The sequence below is a fragment of the Bacillus sp. FAU20 genome (assembly GCF_056033865.1).
The window spans coordinates 1,127,320-1,144,977 of record NZ_JBVYHY010000003.1; the positions used below are offsets into that span (position 1 = coordinate 1,127,320).

At 36.5% G+C, this 17,658-nt stretch carries 13 protein-coding genes; 9 read left to right on the top strand and 4 right to left on the bottom strand.

Going from position 1 to position 17,658, the window contains the following annotated elements:
- Positions 1–267 precede the first annotated feature (267 nt).
- Both AC0OM3_RS06280 and AC0OM3_RS06285 read left to right on the top strand, forming a co-directional pair.
- Positions 268–1,962 (top strand): peptide ABC transporter substrate-binding protein, encoded by a 1,695-nt coding sequence (locus AC0OM3_RS06280; RefSeq protein ID WP_000823446.1) that lies wholly within the window; start codon positions 268–270, stop codon positions 1,960–1,962.
- An 82-nt stretch (positions 1,963–2,044) separates the two neighbouring features.
- Positions 2,045–2,764, top strand: coding sequence for a class I SAM-dependent methyltransferase (locus AC0OM3_RS06285; protein ID WP_474211187.1), 720 nt, complete (start codon positions 2,045–2,047; stop codon positions 2,762–2,764).
- A gap of 40 nt (positions 2,765–2,804) precedes the next feature.
- Here AC0OM3_RS06285 and AC0OM3_RS06290 read toward each other — a convergent pair whose 3' ends face one another.
- Complete coding sequence (locus AC0OM3_RS06290; RefSeq protein WP_000555000.1) at positions 2,805–3,200, bottom strand: hypothetical protein; 396 nt, start codon at positions 3,198–3,200, stop codon at positions 2,805–2,807.
- Positions 3,201–3,334: 134 nt separating this feature from the next.
- Between AC0OM3_RS06290 and AC0OM3_RS06295 the strand changes: the two genes are divergently transcribed.
- The 5 genes from AC0OM3_RS06295 to AC0OM3_RS06315 all read left to right on the top strand — a co-directional run bounded on the left by AC0OM3_RS06295 (position 3,335) and on the right by AC0OM3_RS06315 (position 10,065).
- On the top strand, positions 3,335–3,670 hold the full coding sequence (locus AC0OM3_RS06295) for a hypothetical protein (RefSeq protein ID WP_000842901.1): 336 nt from the start codon (positions 3,335–3,337) through the stop codon (positions 3,668–3,670).
- Between the two features lie 71 nt (positions 3,671–3,741).
- Entirely contained in the window at positions 3,742–4,080 is a 339-nt protein-coding gene (locus AC0OM3_RS06300) for a VOC family protein (protein WP_000511527.1), read from the top strand.
- A 255-nt stretch (positions 4,081–4,335) separates the two neighbouring features.
- On the top strand, positions 4,336–6,432 hold the full coding sequence (locus AC0OM3_RS06305) for a vWA domain-containing protein (protein WP_474211188.1): 2,097 nt from the start codon (positions 4,336–4,338) through the stop codon (positions 6,430–6,432).
- Positions 6,433–6,510: 78 nt separating this feature from the next.
- Positions 6,511–9,873, top strand: a complete 3,363-nt coding sequence (locus AC0OM3_RS06310; RefSeq protein WP_474211189.1) for a tubulin-like doman-containing protein — start codon at positions 6,511–6,513, stop codon at positions 9,871–9,873.
- 57 nt (positions 9,874–9,930) lie between these two features.
- Positions 9,931–10,065 (top strand): phosphonate ABC transporter permease, encoded by a 135-nt coding sequence (locus AC0OM3_RS06315; RefSeq protein ID WP_001116180.1) that lies wholly within the window; start codon positions 9,931–9,933, stop codon positions 10,063–10,065.
- A 79-nt stretch (positions 10,066–10,144) separates the two neighbouring features.
- Here AC0OM3_RS06315 and gerSC read toward each other — a convergent pair whose 3' ends face one another.
- The 3 genes from gerSC to AC0OM3_RS06330 are packed head-to-tail and all read right to left on the bottom strand — an operon-like array spanning position 10,145 to position 13,914.
- Positions 10,145–11,281, bottom strand: a complete 1,137-nt coding sequence (gene gerSC, locus AC0OM3_RS06320) for a spore germination protein GerSC (protein ID WP_046945593.1) — start codon at positions 11,279–11,281, stop codon at positions 10,145–10,147.
- On the bottom strand, positions 11,282–12,379 hold the full coding sequence (locus tag AC0OM3_RS06325) for an endospore germination permease (RefSeq protein ID WP_000167005.1): 1,098 nt from the start codon (positions 12,377–12,379) through the stop codon (positions 11,282–11,284).
- Entirely contained in the window at positions 12,376–13,914 is a 1,539-nt protein-coding gene (locus AC0OM3_RS06330; protein ID WP_046945591.1) for a spore germination protein, read from the bottom strand. Before AC0OM3_RS06330 ends, AC0OM3_RS06325 begins: the two co-directional genes overlap by 4 nt.
- A gap of 297 nt (positions 13,915–14,211) precedes the next feature.
- Between AC0OM3_RS06330 and fdhF the strand changes: the two genes are divergently transcribed.
- Positions 14,212–17,151 carry a formate dehydrogenase subunit alpha gene (fdhF, locus tag AC0OM3_RS06335; protein ID WP_074593079.1) on the top strand — a complete coding sequence of 980 codons (2,940 nt, stop codon included), beginning with the start codon at positions 14,212–14,214 and terminating at the stop codon, positions 17,149–17,151.
- 12 nt (positions 17,152–17,163) lie between these two features.
- The gene (locus tag AC0OM3_RS06340; RefSeq protein ID WP_000729889.1) at positions 17,164–17,646 is read left to right on the top strand and encodes a helical membrane plugin domain-containing protein; all 483 of its coding nucleotides are present in this window, start codon (positions 17,164–17,166) and stop codon (positions 17,644–17,646) included.
- Positions 17,647–17,658: the final 12 nt, after the last annotated feature.

The window sequence follows — 17,658 nt, forward strand, 5'->3', positions numbered from 1 at the left end:
TGCTAATAAGAAAAATATAGAACGTAGTAATAGATTGGAATAAGGGGAAGGATGTTTACATATAGTAGACAGGGGATAATCCATATAGTAGTTAAAACGATAAGTTACTATAATAAAAAAATAAATATTTAGAAAATTTACAAAAATACTTTACAAAATCTAAAAAAACAGTAGAATATTAATTAATAAGAATTTTCTGATAACGAAAGTTAGTAGAGAATTTCTAAATGTTAATATCGTACATATAATTGGGGAGGGTACAAAAAAATGAAGAGAAAAAAGATGAAAAAATTGACAGCGGTCGTAGCACCAGTTTTAGTAATGAGTATGGCATTAACGGCTTGCTCTGGATCAGGAGATAAAGAGAAGGCAAGCACAACACCAAAAAGCGGTGAAAAAGAAGGTGGAAAGCTAGCGGCGAAGCAAGTGCTTAATTTAACAGAGTCTCAAGAGATTCCATCTATGGACTCTGCTAAAGCGACAGACCAAGTATCGTTTCTCGCTTTAAACAACGTAATGGAAGGTTTATATCGACTTGATAAAGATAATAAAGCAACACCAGGAGTTGCTGAATCATATAAAAAGAGTGATGATGGTAAAAAATATACATTTACATTAAATAAAAATGCAAAATGGTCAAATGGAGAGCCTGTAACAGCGAAAGATTTCGTGTTTGCTTGGAAACGTGCGGTAGATAAAAATACAGCAGCAGAATATGCATACATTATGTTTGATTTGAAAAATGCACAAGCGATTAATGAAGGAAAAGCTGAACTAGATACATTAGGAGTAAAAGCTGTAGATGACTATACGTTAGAAGTAGAATTAGAAAATCCAGTTCCTTACTTTGTAGAATTAACTTCATTTGGAACATTTTATCCATTAAACGAGAAATTTGTAAAAGAAAAAGGTGAAAAGTACGGTTTAGAATCAGATACGACGTTATACAACGGACCGTTTACATTGACAGACTGGAAACATGAAGAAGGTTGGAAGTTAAAGAAAAATGCACAATATTGGGATAATAAAACAGTTAAGTTAGATGAAATCAACTTTAACGTAGTAAAAGATAGCGGTACACGTGTTAACTTATATGAAAGTGGACAAATCGATCGTTCAGGACTTACATCTGAATTTGTTGACAAATATAAATCAAACCCCGACTTCTTTACACAAAAAACACCGTCAACGTACTTCTTACGCTTAAACCAAAAACGTGGTGGGCAAGATACAGTGTTAAAGAGCAAAGATCTACGTTTAGCGATTGCAAAAGCGTATGATAAAAAAGGCTTAACGAACGTTATTTTAAATGACGGATCTACCCCGGCAGATTACTTAGTACCAAAAGAATTTGCTAAGAGCCCAGATGGAAAAGACTTCCGTAAAGAAAATGGAGATATTTTAAAAACAGATGTGAAAAAAGCAAAAGAGCATTGGGAAAAAGCGAAAAAAGAACTTGGAAAAGATGCAATTACAGTAGAACTATTAAACTATGATGGTGATGGTGCGAAAAAAGTAGGAGAATTCTTAAAAGGAGAACTTGAGAAAAACTTACCAGGTTTAACAGTGAATTTGAAAAACCAGCCATTTAAACAAAAGTTAAAATTAGAATCAGATCTAGATTATGATTTATCTTACGCTGGTTGGGGACCTGACTACTTAGATCCAATGACATTCATTGATATGTTCGTTACAAATGGCCCTCATAACCAAACAGGATATTCAAATCCTAAATATGATGAAATTGTACAAAAAGGTAAAGGTGAGCTATTAACGAAAACGAAAGAGCGTTGGGATAGCTTACTAAAAGCGGAGAAAATGTTATTGGAAGATGCAGCAATTGCACCATTATATCAACGTGGTGATGCTATCGTTCAAAGACCTAAAGTAAAAGGTATTGTTCACCATCCAGTTGGTGGAGACTACAGCTATAAATGGGCATATATTACAGAGGATAAGTAAGATGGGGGGCGTATAATACGCCCTTTTTTCTATGCACTTTTCTTCCGTGCTTGAATATATAAAATAAAAAAGGGAGAATCCCATGAAACGAAACACATACATCGATTTCCTAGCTTATTACGGAATAGGAAGTGCTCATCCTGGTGGCTTTACGTTAACAAAACAATTGTTAGCACAACTGCCTTTTAAATATGGAGCGAATGTCCTTGAGATAGGTTGCGGTACGGGGAGAACAGCGGCGTATATGACAAGGGAATTTGGCTATAAAGTAACAACGGTTGAAAAGAATGAAATTATGATTCAAAAGGCAAAAGATAGATGGTTGTTTGAAGGGTTAGATATACAATTAATTGAAGGAAATGTAGAGCATTTACCGTGTTTGAATAACTCATTTGAGTTCGTACTTGGAGAATCAATCATCGCTTTTACAGACAAAGAAAGGGTTATCTCGGAGTGTTATCGTGTATTACAGCAGGACGGTAAGCTTGTTGTCATTGAAATGATTATTGATAGGCACATTGATAAGGGTGAGGAAGAAAAAATCGCCCAATTATATGGCATGAAAGAACTATTAACTGAGAAGGAGTGGGTACAATTATTTCAGAAAGCAAATTTTAAAAGAATTACAACTGCAGGTGGTGGCACGATTGCAGAAACAATCTCTGGCTATGTAGAAGAGCCAGAATGGAATGTATCCTCACATATTCCGAATGAGTTATATGAGGCGTGGGTACAGCATGAAAATGTACGGCTTATGTACCAACACATTTTAGGGCATCGTATTTTTATATGTGAAAAATAAAGAAAAAGAGTTGGCTAAAGGTAGCCAACTCTTTACTATGTTAAATGAAAAATAATGCAGCTAATGTAATTCCGAAGATGAAACCAAATCCGAGTTCAACACCCCAGCCACAACCGCCGCCTCCCCAGCCGCCGCAACCACAACTACTACAACCACGACCACCACATCCGCAGCTGCTGAATCCACCACCGCATCCGAATCCACAACTATCACACCTGCTAAGGCCTCCACAAAGGTCACAACCACCGTTTGCATAAGCGTCGTAGTATCCGAATCCTGAATCAAAAGATGAGCGCTGTTGCACCGGTTCAATCCATACAGAGCTTTGTGTCACATCGATTATTTTCCCTAAATGTATACGGCCATCACGGTCTTCAATCCGAACAACTTTTCCGAAGTAACGTCGGCATGTATCATAACATTTTTGTCTATGCATGTTCTTTCCTCCTTCCGCATTACAGTAATACGATATGTAAGGGGGACAAGTGCGGCTTGTACGAATGCCCTATCTATCATAATTGTTATAGGAAAGGGGAAATATAAGAAGAGGATATATAAGGAGGAAAAGGCATGAAATCTACAGATCAGTTTCAGACATACGAAGTACCGTGGGAAGAATTTATTGAAGCGTTGCGAGAGGAAATGAAGAAGCAAGTAGGGGCAGATATTATTGATACAGTAGTTTGCAATTTAGAAGATGGTTTTGAAGTGTATACATATGTGCAGGGGGATTTAGATTTTGAATATAAGGAAGCGCTTGAGAGAAAATACGGAAGTGATGCGAAGACACCTAATGTGTTAACGATAATGTTATTAGCTAGTATTTATAATACAAGTGAAGAGAATATACGCTTGCATGCGGATCATAAAGAGAATCCGATTGTTGAAGTGTATGTAAAGCAATGAAACACGCTGTGGAAGGCGTGTTTTTTATTTGTATGATAAAATGTTAGAAAATTGAGAAAGAAGGTGAAGGATTGGGAATTAAACATCTTAATTTAACAGTTACAGATGTAACAGCATCTAGAGCGTTTTTAGAGAGGTATTTTAGTTTAACTTGTAGCGGAACAAGGGGAAATGGCTTTGCAGTTATGCGTGATAATGATGGGTTTATATTAACGTTAATGAAAGGGAAAGACGTACATTATCCAAAAACATTTCATGTAGGATTTCCACAAGAAAGTGAAGAACAAGTAGATAAGATAAATCAAAGATTGAAGGAAGATGGATTTTTGGTTGAGGCTCCTAAACGTGCACATGCGTATACGTTTTATGTGGAAGCACCTGGTGGATTTACAATTGAAGTGATGTGTTAGTTAAAAATCAAACTTTTTGTTAAGTGTTTTTAAAATAAAAAGTAGGAAAAGTCTGTTTTAAGTGTGGAGCTTAAACAGGCTTTTTTACTTATATAATTGGATAGAGAATGCTAGAAGGAATATTACCAAGTGTATGGTCTGTTTACATAATAAAGTTATGGTGGGTTAGTTGTCCTAAAATACAAGTCATATATCTTGTTTCCTCTCATAAATTTAAACATAGGAATTTGTCTACAAAGGTGGCGAAGCCTCATCATGAAAATCCGAATTTGTGCCACGTTCATGTTGTTTCTATTTATATGTTTACCTTTATCAGCTTTTGCAAAAGGAGAGGAGGCAAAGGAAAGGGTCGTTTCACTTGTATATGACGATTCGGGCAGCATGAGAAATAACGATCGCTGGAAATATGCCAATTATGCTTTGCAAAGTTTAGTTGCGCTATTGGATGAAAAAGATAAATTTTCTTACGTTCCAATGAGTAAGCCGAATGATACATTAAACATTTCGTTAACGAAGGATAAAAGGCAAACAGAAATTGAGGGAATTGGAGCATGGAAAACGTATTTAAATACTCCATTTAGCGCAGTCGAAACGGCGATGCAATCTATAAAAAAGGAAGCAGATATAGATGGAAAACGTGAATTTTGGCTTATTGTATTAACTGACGGGGCATTTAATGATTTAGAGAAAGATAAGGTTGGCGGAAAAGAACAAATTTTGCGGGAATTAGCCCAGTTTAAGAAAGAAATGGATGCAAAAAAGATATCGTTACATCCAGTCTTAATTACGATGGAAGAAGATTTAGGACAACAAGAAAAAGAACAACTAAATACGTTCAAGGAAATATGGAAGAAAGAGATAAATGGTGTTACGATGCCGTCAAGCGGAGAAGATGGCATTGTAAAAAGTGTAAATCAAGTGGCAGCATTAGTTGCAAATCGTGATCCATTCTCCTCTGTTGAATCGATTGTAAAAACGAAAGTAGTTGGGAAAAGAGTAGAGATTACAACACCGTTTCCGTTAAAGCGTATGACGCTTGTACGACAATCGCCTTCTCTGCTCGATTATCAGGTCACACAAATTTCTAAACCATTACAATTACAATCTTCTTTTTCCATACATGCACCAGGAGAAGCAAAATTGTTCGGAAATATAGTTCATATAAGTACGAAAAATGAGGAAGTTATTAAACCAGGAACTTATACGATAGAAGTGGACCAGGACATTGAGAAAGAAGGACTACAAGTACTAGTTGAACCAGCGCTTAATTATACGGTTTCTACTTATGACAAAGATGATAGTAGTCAAAAAAATGTAGAGAAAATGTACGAAGGTGTTACTGCTGTTATTGAAGCAAAGCCTACGGAGTTACCAGTTCAGTCTTCTTACTTTCAGGCAGAATTAGAAATAGACGGAAAACACTACCCGATGAAGTGGGACGATAAAAAACATGTATTTTACTACGAAATGAAGATTGCTAAAGGGCTAGTGCGTGGGAAAGTTCATATGAACATAAAGGGATTTTACAGACAGACGAAAGAATTTAAAATCGAAGTAACGGAAAAACCAAAATTATCACTACAAACGATTACGAAAGATTATGAAGAAAAAGTAACAAATTTAGAGAATAGTAAACCGTTTATTATACAACCACAGTTAGATGGTAAGCCGATGACAGAAGAGGCTGTAAAGAAACTATTAAAATCTACTGGTGTCACATCTAAACAATCAATCAACTATGAAATAAAACAACATGGTAATCAAATTTATATTTATCCTCGCCCTCATTACTCCGACACATTCAATTTCACAGATACCGGCACTATAGAAGCTACCATCGTAGTGCAAGATTCAAAATTACAAGAAGTAAAGAAAAAAATATCACTTCATATTCAAAATGCTCCGTTTTATGAAAAATATGCGCTTATTTTTAAGTTTGTCATTCCTATCACTTTATTACTGCTAGTAGTAGGAATCATTGTTTTAGGATGGATTGTTCGGCCAAGATTTCACAGGAAAGCACTACTGTATTATGAATGGGATCAAGAGGTAGCGAAAGATTGGCTATATCAATCTGAACCAGAATTACTTCGAAATAAATGGTGGAACCATTATTTTGGTATCCCATTTAGAGCAGAAAGAAAAACTGTGCAATCCGTTACATTTATAGCGAAGAAAGGTTCGAAATCTGTCTTTGTAGCGAAAGAATCACAAGTAGTTGGAATGATTATTGATGGAATGTTTATAACAGAGGATGAAGTAGGAATGGAACATAAGACACTATATCCAAATGAACTTTTACTAATTGATAGAGGATATGGTAAGGAGATTTACAAGTACGAATGTGAATAGTAGGTAGGGATAAGAAGGGGATGGAGTATGGATTCTCTTCTCCTTTTTCAAACAAGCAAGAATAGGAAGGTGGTTCACATGACATTACAAGTTCCAACAATATTAATTGGTTTAGGTGGAATCGGTAGTACTGTGACGCATCAAATATATGAAAAACTGCCTGAAGAGCGCCGAAAAAAGGTAGCAATGCACGTATTTGATACAGATGTGAATACATTAAGTAAATTTGATCATATTCGAAAGTTTAAGACACAAACAAGTTCTAGTAAAACGCCTAGGGAGTATATTGCAGGAGATCCAACGATCCCAGAGTGGTTTCCGATGGATCCGACTATACTTGATAAGCCATTAACAGAAGGAGCAGGACAGTTACGCGTTATTTCACGTTTAGCGTTACGTGCTGCGATGAAAGAAGATAAATTGACGTCTTTTTGGCAAGAAATCGAGAAAATTTTTCCGGTTACAAGTGATCAAACGGAATATGGTGTGCGTGTCATTATAGTAACATCACTAGCAGGCGGAACAGGTTCAGGGATGTTTCTGCAAATTGCTTTATATTTACGTGAAATGCTTCGGAAGAAATTGCAGCATCATAACATTTTAATACGCGGTGCGTTTTTAATGCCGGATGTTTTAGTAAAGACGAGAACAGTTAGCGCGAAAGAATTTGAAACGGTGCAAGCAAATGGCTATGCATCGTTAAAAGAATTACATGCTATTACGCTCGGGTCTACTGGAGAATTATCAAAACGCGGCGGTGTAACAATTGAATTAGAGTATCGCCCTGATCAAGTAGATGAAGACGGAAGAACGAATCATACAATTAAACAACATCATTTACCGTACAATTATTGTTTCTTATACGATTACGAAAACCTACATGGACACCATTTACACAATTTATCAGACTATATGGAACAGATGGCAAATACAATTTATTTACAGTTATTTAGCCCGATGTCCACAAGTCATTTTGCACAGGAAGACAATCAAATTCAGCAATTAGCAGAATCAAGCGGAAAAGGACGATATTGCGGGGCAGGAACGGCAAAGCTCATTTATCCATATGAACATGTGTTAAAATATTGTGCTTTAAAATGGGCGGTGCAAGGTTTAGATGAATCGTGGCTTCATTTAGATCAACTGTTTCAAGAGAAGAAGCAAAGATACGATCAAGATGTAAAACGTGGGATGCAACGTGAAAAGCCGGAAAGAGGTAAAAGTTATTTAGAGGACTTGGAGCATCTTGCTACCCGTCCAGAGCAAGCTCATATTTTCTATAGACAAATGTACAATGAAACACGTGAAGGAGCAGAGGGTGGTAAGCTCGGAGTTGCGAAATCAAAACTGTTTTTAGAAGCTGTAGAAAGTTATGTACAACGAACGGTGCAAAAAGATGAGGAATTAAATCGTCTGCAACATGAGTGTAAAATTTCAGCTACGAAACTGAAAATGATGGAACAAATGAAAGGTGAAGTGGCAAGAGTGGATCATGCGGTTCGTTTATATGCGTATGCGATTCCGAGCCGTGTACATGAACATGTAACGACACTTTTATATGACATGATTGAATCAGACCGCTTTTCACCAAGTGGTTCTGAAGGGCAGTCCTATCAATTAAATACATGGTTTTTAAAGAAAACAGATCCAGTTCACCCAGTAGCAGCTCGTTTTATGTTATATGAAATTCGAAAGCAGTTAGTCGAAAAAATGAATCGACTACATGAAAATAATGAACAAAAGCGTAATTTAATTCAAAACTACGATAAGAAATTTAATGTGAGTAATATTGATGGAACGGTAACAGCTGTACGCCGAGTAGAAATTGCGCAGCAACAAGGCTGGTTTGGAAAAATGATTAATAACCAGCAGCGTTTATTTAAAAAGGAATTTGAAGATATTGTAACGCAGTACGTACACAAATTAAACGAATACCGTAAAGAAATGCTATTAGAACTCGTTTATCAATCGCTATATCAAGCAGTTAACAAAATGATTCAATATTGGGAAAGATTTTTTGATAATTTACATGAAACACGTGAAAATTTACTGTTTGAAATTCAAAAACGAAGCAAGGAATTTGAAGGGAAAACAAACCCAACGAATGTATACGTATTAGCTGAAGAGAAGTTGCAAGAAAAGATATGGCAAGATATGCAACAACATTTAAATTTAGGTGTATTACCGAAAGATATATGTGCGGAAATTTATATGAGCTTATACGGGGAATATTGCCGGGATGCGAAAACAGAAGAGATTCAATCGAAAAAGGTAGAAGACTTTTATCGTGAGCACATACTAAACTATTGTTACGATGAGTTACAAATACGCTATCGCGATAAATTAGAGCTGAACATCGTTGAAGCATTACGAAAAGAAGCGGATTATAAGAATCGTGATCGTGATGAATATGTTCGTGAAAAAATTGAAGACTTGTTCCATTTAGCAAGTCCATTCGTTCCGAAAGTTTCGCATCATAGGGAATTACAATATTGGGGTATACACCCATCTTTAAAGAAAGAATTGCAAGAGGAATTAATGCAAGAAATGTTTAAAGAAAAAGATACAGTACATGAAGCTTTTTCACCATTTGAAGTCATTTGCTATCGTGCACATTACGGTTTATCACTGCAAGACTTTCCTAAGCTTTCGTCTGGGCATATTGCAAATGGATTTATGAATGATAAAGGTGATTATTTTCAGTCTTACTATCGCCGAGTGAACAAGTTGAATAGTAAAAAATCTAGTTTAACGCCGCATTTAGATAAGTATTGGCACTTACCAGCCTTCATGCCAGACTTAAATGCAACGCAAACGAAGTTAGATTACGATAAATGTAATCGTGCTCTACTATACGCGTATATGTATCGCTGGATTAGTTTAGTTGCTGTTGATGGCCAGTTTGTGTATCAATATAATGGCGTTGGACGTAGCTTCTTAATTCAGTCGATGGGGAAAAATATTTCAAGCGAAAGTTATAAATTACACAGAGCGTTGCTTCATAACCCATTTATTTATGAAAACATCTTGTCCAGGTTTGAAGAAGAACAAGAGAAGGCGATGATACAAGGTGGACATTTATATACACATCCGTTTGTATTAGGTGCTCAAGATATTAGATGGCTTCGTAAAGAGCATGTCCATAATATTTTAGATATGATTTTAATGTATGAACGTGAAGCGAAATATGACCCAACGTTAGAAGAAACTTCTGATGAATTATTGAGGCTATTCCTTGATGAAATTGAGTTATATTTCCAAAACTATTACGGTACAGGTGCCGATATGGTTGCAAAGAAAGAGAAAGAAATGTTTATTAAACAATTGTGGGATCGTTCGTACGCGAAAGGTTATGTAGACCCAAATAGTGCACCGTATAAAAAGTGGCAAAATTTATTAAGTGTTCATGATGAGGAGGAAACATCAAAAACGAATGTTTAATGAATGAAAAGGGAATCCTTAAAAGTGGCAATACAATTTTAGAAAAGAGGGATTCCGATGCCGTTTTTAGGAAGTGTATATCAAATATTTGGATTGTATCCAGAAATTTATTATGGAATGATTTCAGCCGAACTTGCAGAACAGCAAAGGTTGGAACAAGCGGAAAACGAAGAACAAGAAACAGAAGCGTAACTGCATAGGAAGCTTCAAAATAAAAATGATAACACACTACTTGCTCTTTAAACGTATAAGAGTAAGTAGTGTGTTTTTGCTATTTAATAATCCCATTTTCTAAAATTTTAATAGTTGGTGCCACTTTCACATTAGCTTTTGAAAAGGCACTCGGCCAATCATCTTCAACTGTTTTCCATTCTTTATATTGAAATGCTCTCGCATAATCACCAAACCCGAATGGATCGAGTTGCTGTTTTTGGATTTTGTGGATTAAATCGTTTAAATCTTTGTTTAGTTGTTTTGCAATGAGAGAAGTTAATTTCTTTCTATCTTTGTCTATATCCATGTTGAATGTAAGTTCAGATACGGCAATTTTTAAATCCATTTTAACATTAAATTTGAAGTGGTTATCGCTATAGTCTGTACGGATATCACGATTCATGCTAAGAACGTTTATTGTTACGAAATCGTCACCTTCTGTATCTTTTAGATGACTATTACTTTCAACTGAATGAGACGGAATTTTCATTGTAAGTGAAACGGGTATATTAGCTTTCTTTTGCAACATAAGCAAAAGGGCACTTTCATAACGATTTAAAGACATCTTATAAATTCCGCGAGAAGTTAATAGTGCAGAGCCTGTAACGATAACATCTTTTTTTCCTTTTTTTATTTCTGAAATAGCAGGTGTTATACCTTTATTAAACGTTTGCCTATGAAATTCATGAAATGGTGTGAAAACTGTCCGATTGTATAATTTATTTGTATTAATTAAATCTGTTAAATACTCGGGAAGGGCAGGTTTATCTTTAAAGTTATTATATATAACTGAAGAAACTGGACCGTCTACTGCGACCATGCGCATGTTTCCGGTATTTTTAGGATCGCGATACCAAACATCAAGGTAAGGCATAGCCCCTTCTTGTTTTAAAAAATTTGTGCTAAATAAAATGAGCTGTAACTTTTCTGTAGATACTAAACCGCCACTTGAACTATTAAACGTTGCTTTTGCTTCTCGAGGTGTACGCACTTTTGCTTCATGTGTTTCGTACTTTTTTTCTACGTCTTCATTAAAAGTAGGGTTTACGTGGTACACAATTAATTTTCCTTTTGCTTTTGCGTCAAAACCGTAAATTAATGAAATAGATTGTTTTTCTAAGTCTAGCCGGTCTCCACAGCCTGTTAATAAGGTTATGAGAAAGCAAGGTATAGTGAAATGAATAAAGCGCCTCATTTAAATTTTGCTCCTTTTCCAATGCTGATAAAGTGTCATGTATAAGAGAAATACGACTGGGAATAGAAAAACGATAAAATAACTGGCAGTTCCCCAAAATTCTCGCAACGCACTTATTTGGTAAGAGGAAGGGATATAAAAGAATAGAACGAAAATGCACCCGAATAATAAAATCCAAACAGGTAATGGACTCCCTTTTTTGTTAAGTAATTGATTGATTCCATCTGAAGCAGTGAAAATATAAGGAATACAAGAATCGAAAATAATGAAGAGATAAAATGATAAAAAGATAATTTCAAATCGTTCCAGAAATGAAAAGTGAAATGGTGTAACAAGAGAAAGAGTCGGCCATAAAAATTTCGTTATACCATCCGGGCTAAAATAAACGAAAGAAACGAACGTAACTTGTAGGTAAACAAATAAAGTAATCATATTTGCAATAACGATTCCTTTTTTTGCAGCTGATTTGTTAGTTAGATAGGGATAAAGGACGAATGCAAACTCGAATCCGAGAAACGCAATGATAGTTGATTTCACTGTGGTTACAACTGGTATCCATCCTTCCTTTAGAAAGGGAAGAAGATATATCCAATGACCATCTTTAAGAGGAATAAATAATAGTAATGGCATCCAAAGGGTAAAAATTACAGTGAAAACGGCAAAGCGACTAATAATAAGTACACCTTTACATGCAAGCATAAGCATTGGAATAGAAAGCAAAATCATAATTAAAAACATAGGAGATCTAGGTAAAATCCAAATGTGAATAACATACAGGAGGGAAAAAACTAAGGAAACTGCTGCAAGTACAGCATATAAAATCCAAAAAATCATTCCTACTCTTCCTAACCATTTTCCAAGATAACGAGTCAGCACATGAAGTAAAGTATATCCAGGATGCTTTTCCATAATTTTTACAATACATAAACTGACTAAAGTAGTGATAGCGCATCCGATAATAATAGACATCCAGCCATCTGTATTCGCACCTTGTGCAACTTCACGCGGAAGTGTAAGGACACCGAATCCTACTTGAACACCACTAATCGTTAAAATGTATTGAAATAAAGTGATCTCCCTCTTTGTACGTTTTGTCACTTATTCTCCTCCTTTTCCTCAACATCTCTTTGCCGGTTATCTTGTTTTAATTGTAGAGATAGTGGCCGTTTCTTCATAATTTTCCATGGGAAACGTACAAGGGTATCTTTTAAATCCGAAGCATATGACGGAGAAAAAGGACTACCATATGGCACACCAAGTGATTCCATAGAAAGAATATGGATGATAATAATTGCCATTCCAACCATAATTCCAATGACGCCAAATAAAGAGGCGGCTATCATCATTGGGAATCGAAGAAGCCGAATTCCTGCTGACATTTCTAAGTTGGGAATAATGAAAGAGGCAACCGCAGTAATTGATACGACGATAACCATAACGTTACTAACAATCCCAGCTTGAACCGCAGCTTGTCCAATTACAATTCCTCCTACGACGCCGATTGTTTGTCCAACAGGTCCAGGGAGCCGAATCGCTGCTTCTCGGAGCATTTCGAGAACTAATTCCATTAATAAAGCTTCTAATATGGGGGGGAAAGGAATTTTGGCTCGAGATTCTCCAATCGTTAACAACAATTTGAGCGGAATCACTTCATAATGGAAGGAAATCATAGCAATATAAAGAGCAGGAGCAAATATTGCAATAAATAGTCCAGTGAAACGAAGGAGTCGTATAAAAGATGGAATCATAGGTCTGAAGCTGTAATCATCTATCGTCTGAAAAAAGGATGAAAAGGTCATAGGTCCTATTAATACGCCTGGTGAGCGATCTACAACAACGGCAATTCGCCCATCAAGAATATGATGTGCTGTTGTGTCAGGGCGTTCAGTTATTGATAATTGTGGAAAGAGAGTAAAGGAATTATCTTCAACAAACCCCTCTAATTCACCAGTAGTAAGAATCGCATCAACTTTTACTGACTCGATACGGGATGCCATTTCTTTTACGACATTTTCGTTCGCAACATCTGCTAGATAAAGCAAAAAAATCTTTGAAGTAGCTCGTTCACCAACAGTGAATTCCTTCACTTTCAATTCGCGATTTGGAATATATCGACGAATAAGTGCAAGGCTGTCGCTCGCTACTTCATTAAATCCTTCGTGTGAGCTTTTTATGGAGCTCTCTGTTGTAGGTTCTTCAATACTCCTTTTTGGTGCCGCTTGCGTATCAAGCTCTAAAGCGGATAGTTGCCCGTTTATAAATAAAATACTTTTGCCGTGTAAAAGAGATTGTTCAATGTCTGTCCACTGTTGAACTTTTTTTATATTTCCGATAGAAACAGAAGCTTCCCAAAAATCGTCTTCATTCCACTCTTTAAATAAGAGAGGACGAAGAATGTTTATGTTAATAACAGTTTTGTCTACAAGTCCTTCCATATATATAAGTGCAGCTTCCTGTCCGTTTTTTAATGGAAAAGTGCGTGTTATTAATTCTGGAATACCGCTAAACAGTTTGGACAAGTGCTTTAAATTAAGGGAAAGGGAAGAAGAGATAGATTTATTTAATGCGTAATCAGCTTGTTCTTGGGTAGAAAAAGATTTTTCACCACGAATCCATTTATTAAAAGACCCCATTTGTTCGCTTACTCCTTGTTATGTTTTATATGGGTTATTATGGATAGTTACAAGCTGACATATGCGTAGTTTAAATTTTATATTGTATATTTTTAACTTTAACGCTATAATTATAGTGTTAAAGATGGAATCGTGATATGACCTGTTATGAATCTATCGTTTTATTTATGAATAAATGGATTGGTATTTTAGCAAGATGTGCTAATAAACTACTCCACCATGATGATAGCGTGCCAAAAATGTGGTGCGTATATTTTCGTGGTGGAGTTTTTTTATTCTCAAAAAGGGGGAAAGACCATGAATGACAACATGGTTCATATTACAATTGACGGAAAAAAGTATACAGCGGAGCCTGGTTCGACGATATTGGGTGTTATGAATGAGAACGGGATTGAACATCCGCAAATTTGTTACGTGCCAGAAGTAGATCCTATTCAAACATGTGACACTTGTATTGTAGAAGTTGACGGAAAGTTAATGCGTTCTTGTTCGACGATAGCAACGGAAGGTATGAGCATTGAACGTGCTTCTGTTCGCGCAAAAGAAGCACAAACAGAGGCGATGGATCGGTTACTAGAAAATCATTTATTATACTGTACAGTATGTGACAACAACAATGGGAACTGTAAACTGCATAATACAGCAGAATTAATGGAAATTGAACATCAAAAATATCCGTATGAACCGAAAGTAGATGTAAGTGAGGTTGATATGACGCATCCGTTTTATCGCTATGATCCTAATCAATGTATTGCATGCGGTCAATGCGTTGAGGTGTGTCAAAACTTACAAGTAAATGAAACGTTATCGATAGACTGGGAAGCGGAACGCCCACGAGTTATTTGGGATGAAGGAGTAAATATTAATGATTCTTCATGCGTTAGCTGTGGTCAATGTGTAACGATTTGTCCTTGTAACGCTTTAATGGAGAAAACGATGCTCGGTGAAGCTGGATTTATGACGGGATTAAAACCAGATATTCTTGAACCGATGGTAGATTTAATTAAAGAAGTTGAGCCTGGTTATAGCGGTATTTTTGCGATATCAGAAGTGGAAGCGGCCATGCGTGATACTCGTACGAAGAAAACGAAAACAGTATGTACATTTTGTGGTGTAGGTTGTTCATTTGAAGTGTGGACGAAGGGGCGTAAAATCCTTAAAGTACAGCCATCTTCAGATGCACCAGTTAACGCAATTTCCACTTGTGTAAAAGGGAAATTTGGTTGGGATTTCGTAAATTCTAAAGAACGAATAACAAAACCTTTAATTCGTAAAAATGGAACGTTTGTTGAATCTACATGGGAAGAAGCACTGAATGTAGTTGCAAATAAATTAGGCGCTATTAAAGAAGAGTACGGTAAAGGTTCTATCGGATTTATTTCTTCCTCTAAAATTACAAATGAAGACAATTATGTAATTCAAAAATTAGCTCGACAAGTATTTGGAACGAATAATATTGATAACTGCTCACGTTATTGCCAATCACCAGCAACGGATGGTTTGTTCCGTACAATTGGTATGGGCGGTGATGCCGGAACGATTAAAGATATTGCGCAATCTGGTCTTGTTATTATTGTAGGATGTAATCCGACAGAAGGTCATCCTGTTCTAGCTACACGTATTAAACGTGCACATAAATTACACGGACAAAAGTTAATTGTGGCCGATCTTCGTAAAACCGAAATGGCAGAGCGATCAGATGTCTTTATTAGTCCAAAACAAGGAACAGATCAAGTTTGGTTAATGGCTGTTACGAAATATATGATTGATCAAGGTTGGCATAATCAGGAATTCATTAATGAGAATGTAAACTTCTTTGAAGATTTCAAAGAAAGCCTAGAAGAATATACACTTGAATATGCAGAAGAAGTAACAGGTATTTCAAAAGAAACACTTATTCAAATGGCTGAAATGATTCGTGATGCAGATGGTACATGTATCCTTTGGGGTATGGGGGTAACGCAAAATACAGGTGGTTCTGATACTTCCGCTGCAATTTCAAACTTACTTCTTGCAACAGGAAACTATCGTCGTCCAGGAGCAGGTGCATACCCACTTCGAGGTCACAATAACGTACAAGGTGCTTGTGATATGGGTACTTTACCAGGATGGCTTCCAGGATATCAGCACGTTACTAACGAAATGGAACGTGCGAAATTTGAAACTGCTTACGGAGTGAAAATTGACAGTGAACCAGGTCTTAATAATATTGAAATGCTTCACGCAATTGACGAAGGAAAAATGAAAGCAATGTACCTTGTCGGAGAAGATATGGCTCTTGTAGATTCTAATGCAAATCATGTACATGAAGTGTTATCGAGCCTTGATTTCTTCGTTGTGCAAGATGTTTTCCTTTCTAAAACTGCTCAATATGCAGATGTTGTATTACCAGCAGCGCCATCTCTTGAGAAAGAAGGTACTTTCACAAATACAGAGCGCCGTGTCCAAAGATTATATCAAGTTCTTCCTACGCTAGGAGATGCGAAACCAGACTGGTGGATCGTCCAGGAAGTTGCGAATAAACTAGGTGCAAACTGGAATTATAGCCACCCAAGTGAAATCTTTGCTGAGATGGCAAGTTTATCACCATTGTTCTCGCAAGCGAACTATGAAGTGCTTGAAGGGTGGAACAGTTTCCATTGGGGAAGTTTTGATGGAACGAATACACCACTTCTGTTCCAAGACGGATTTAACTTCCCAGATAAAAAAGCTCGTTTTGCGATTGCTGACTGGGTACGTCCAGCTGAATTTCCAGCTGAGTTTGACCTTCACATTAACAACGGTCGTATGCTTGAGCATTTCCATGAAGGGAATATGACAAATAAATCAACAGGTATTCAAACGAAAGTACCTGGTGTTTTCGTTGAAATCTCTCCAGACCTTGCAAAAGAACGTGGAGTGAAAACTGGTTCATTAGTCCGTCTTGTTTCTCCGTTTGGAGCGTTAAAATTACGTGCACTCGTTACAGAGCGTGTAAAAGCGAATGAGTTATATTTACCGATGAATTCTACAGATAATGAAACAGCGATTAATTTCTTAACAGGTCCTGCGGTCGATACGCGTACGAACACACCTGCTTATAAACAGACGAAAGTGCGTATGGAAGTGCTAGAAGTTGATGGCGAAAATCCGATGCCAAAAGCGAACCCGCGTAATAAAAAACGTCATCCTCAAGCTGGTATTGAGGTACATCGTAAGTGGGCACGTCCAGGGTATGTGCATTTAACGGATAAGTAGGAGGAGAAAAATATGGCTGCACCTATAAAAATGATTCAAAAACAAGAATTAACTGAGGAAGAAATAAAACAGAAAAAATTAGATGATTTAAAAGAGCTTCTAGCTAATAATGAAGACGCTCTAAATCAAATGTTTAATATAGTAGGGGAATTGAATGATATTGGCATGTTAGAAGCAGCTAATTCTATGCTAAAGGCGAAAGAACCAATCGCAAAGATTGTTCTTGGCCAAGTGACTCGTGAGCCTGTTACAAATTTAATTAATAATATGATGGGGGCTGCGGGTGCTTTAACAGAACTTGATCCGGAGCTTACGAAAAAGCTTATAGGTAGCTTATTAGTAGGGCTAGAAAAAGGTAATGAACATTTAGAGAGTAATAAAAAAGTAGGGGTATTCGATCTTATGAAAGTATTGAAAGACCCAGATATTAACCGTGCTATCGGGTTTGGGCTTCATTTCTTAAAAGGTATGGGAAAAGGATTAAAAGAAGAATAAGTTTCATGAAGT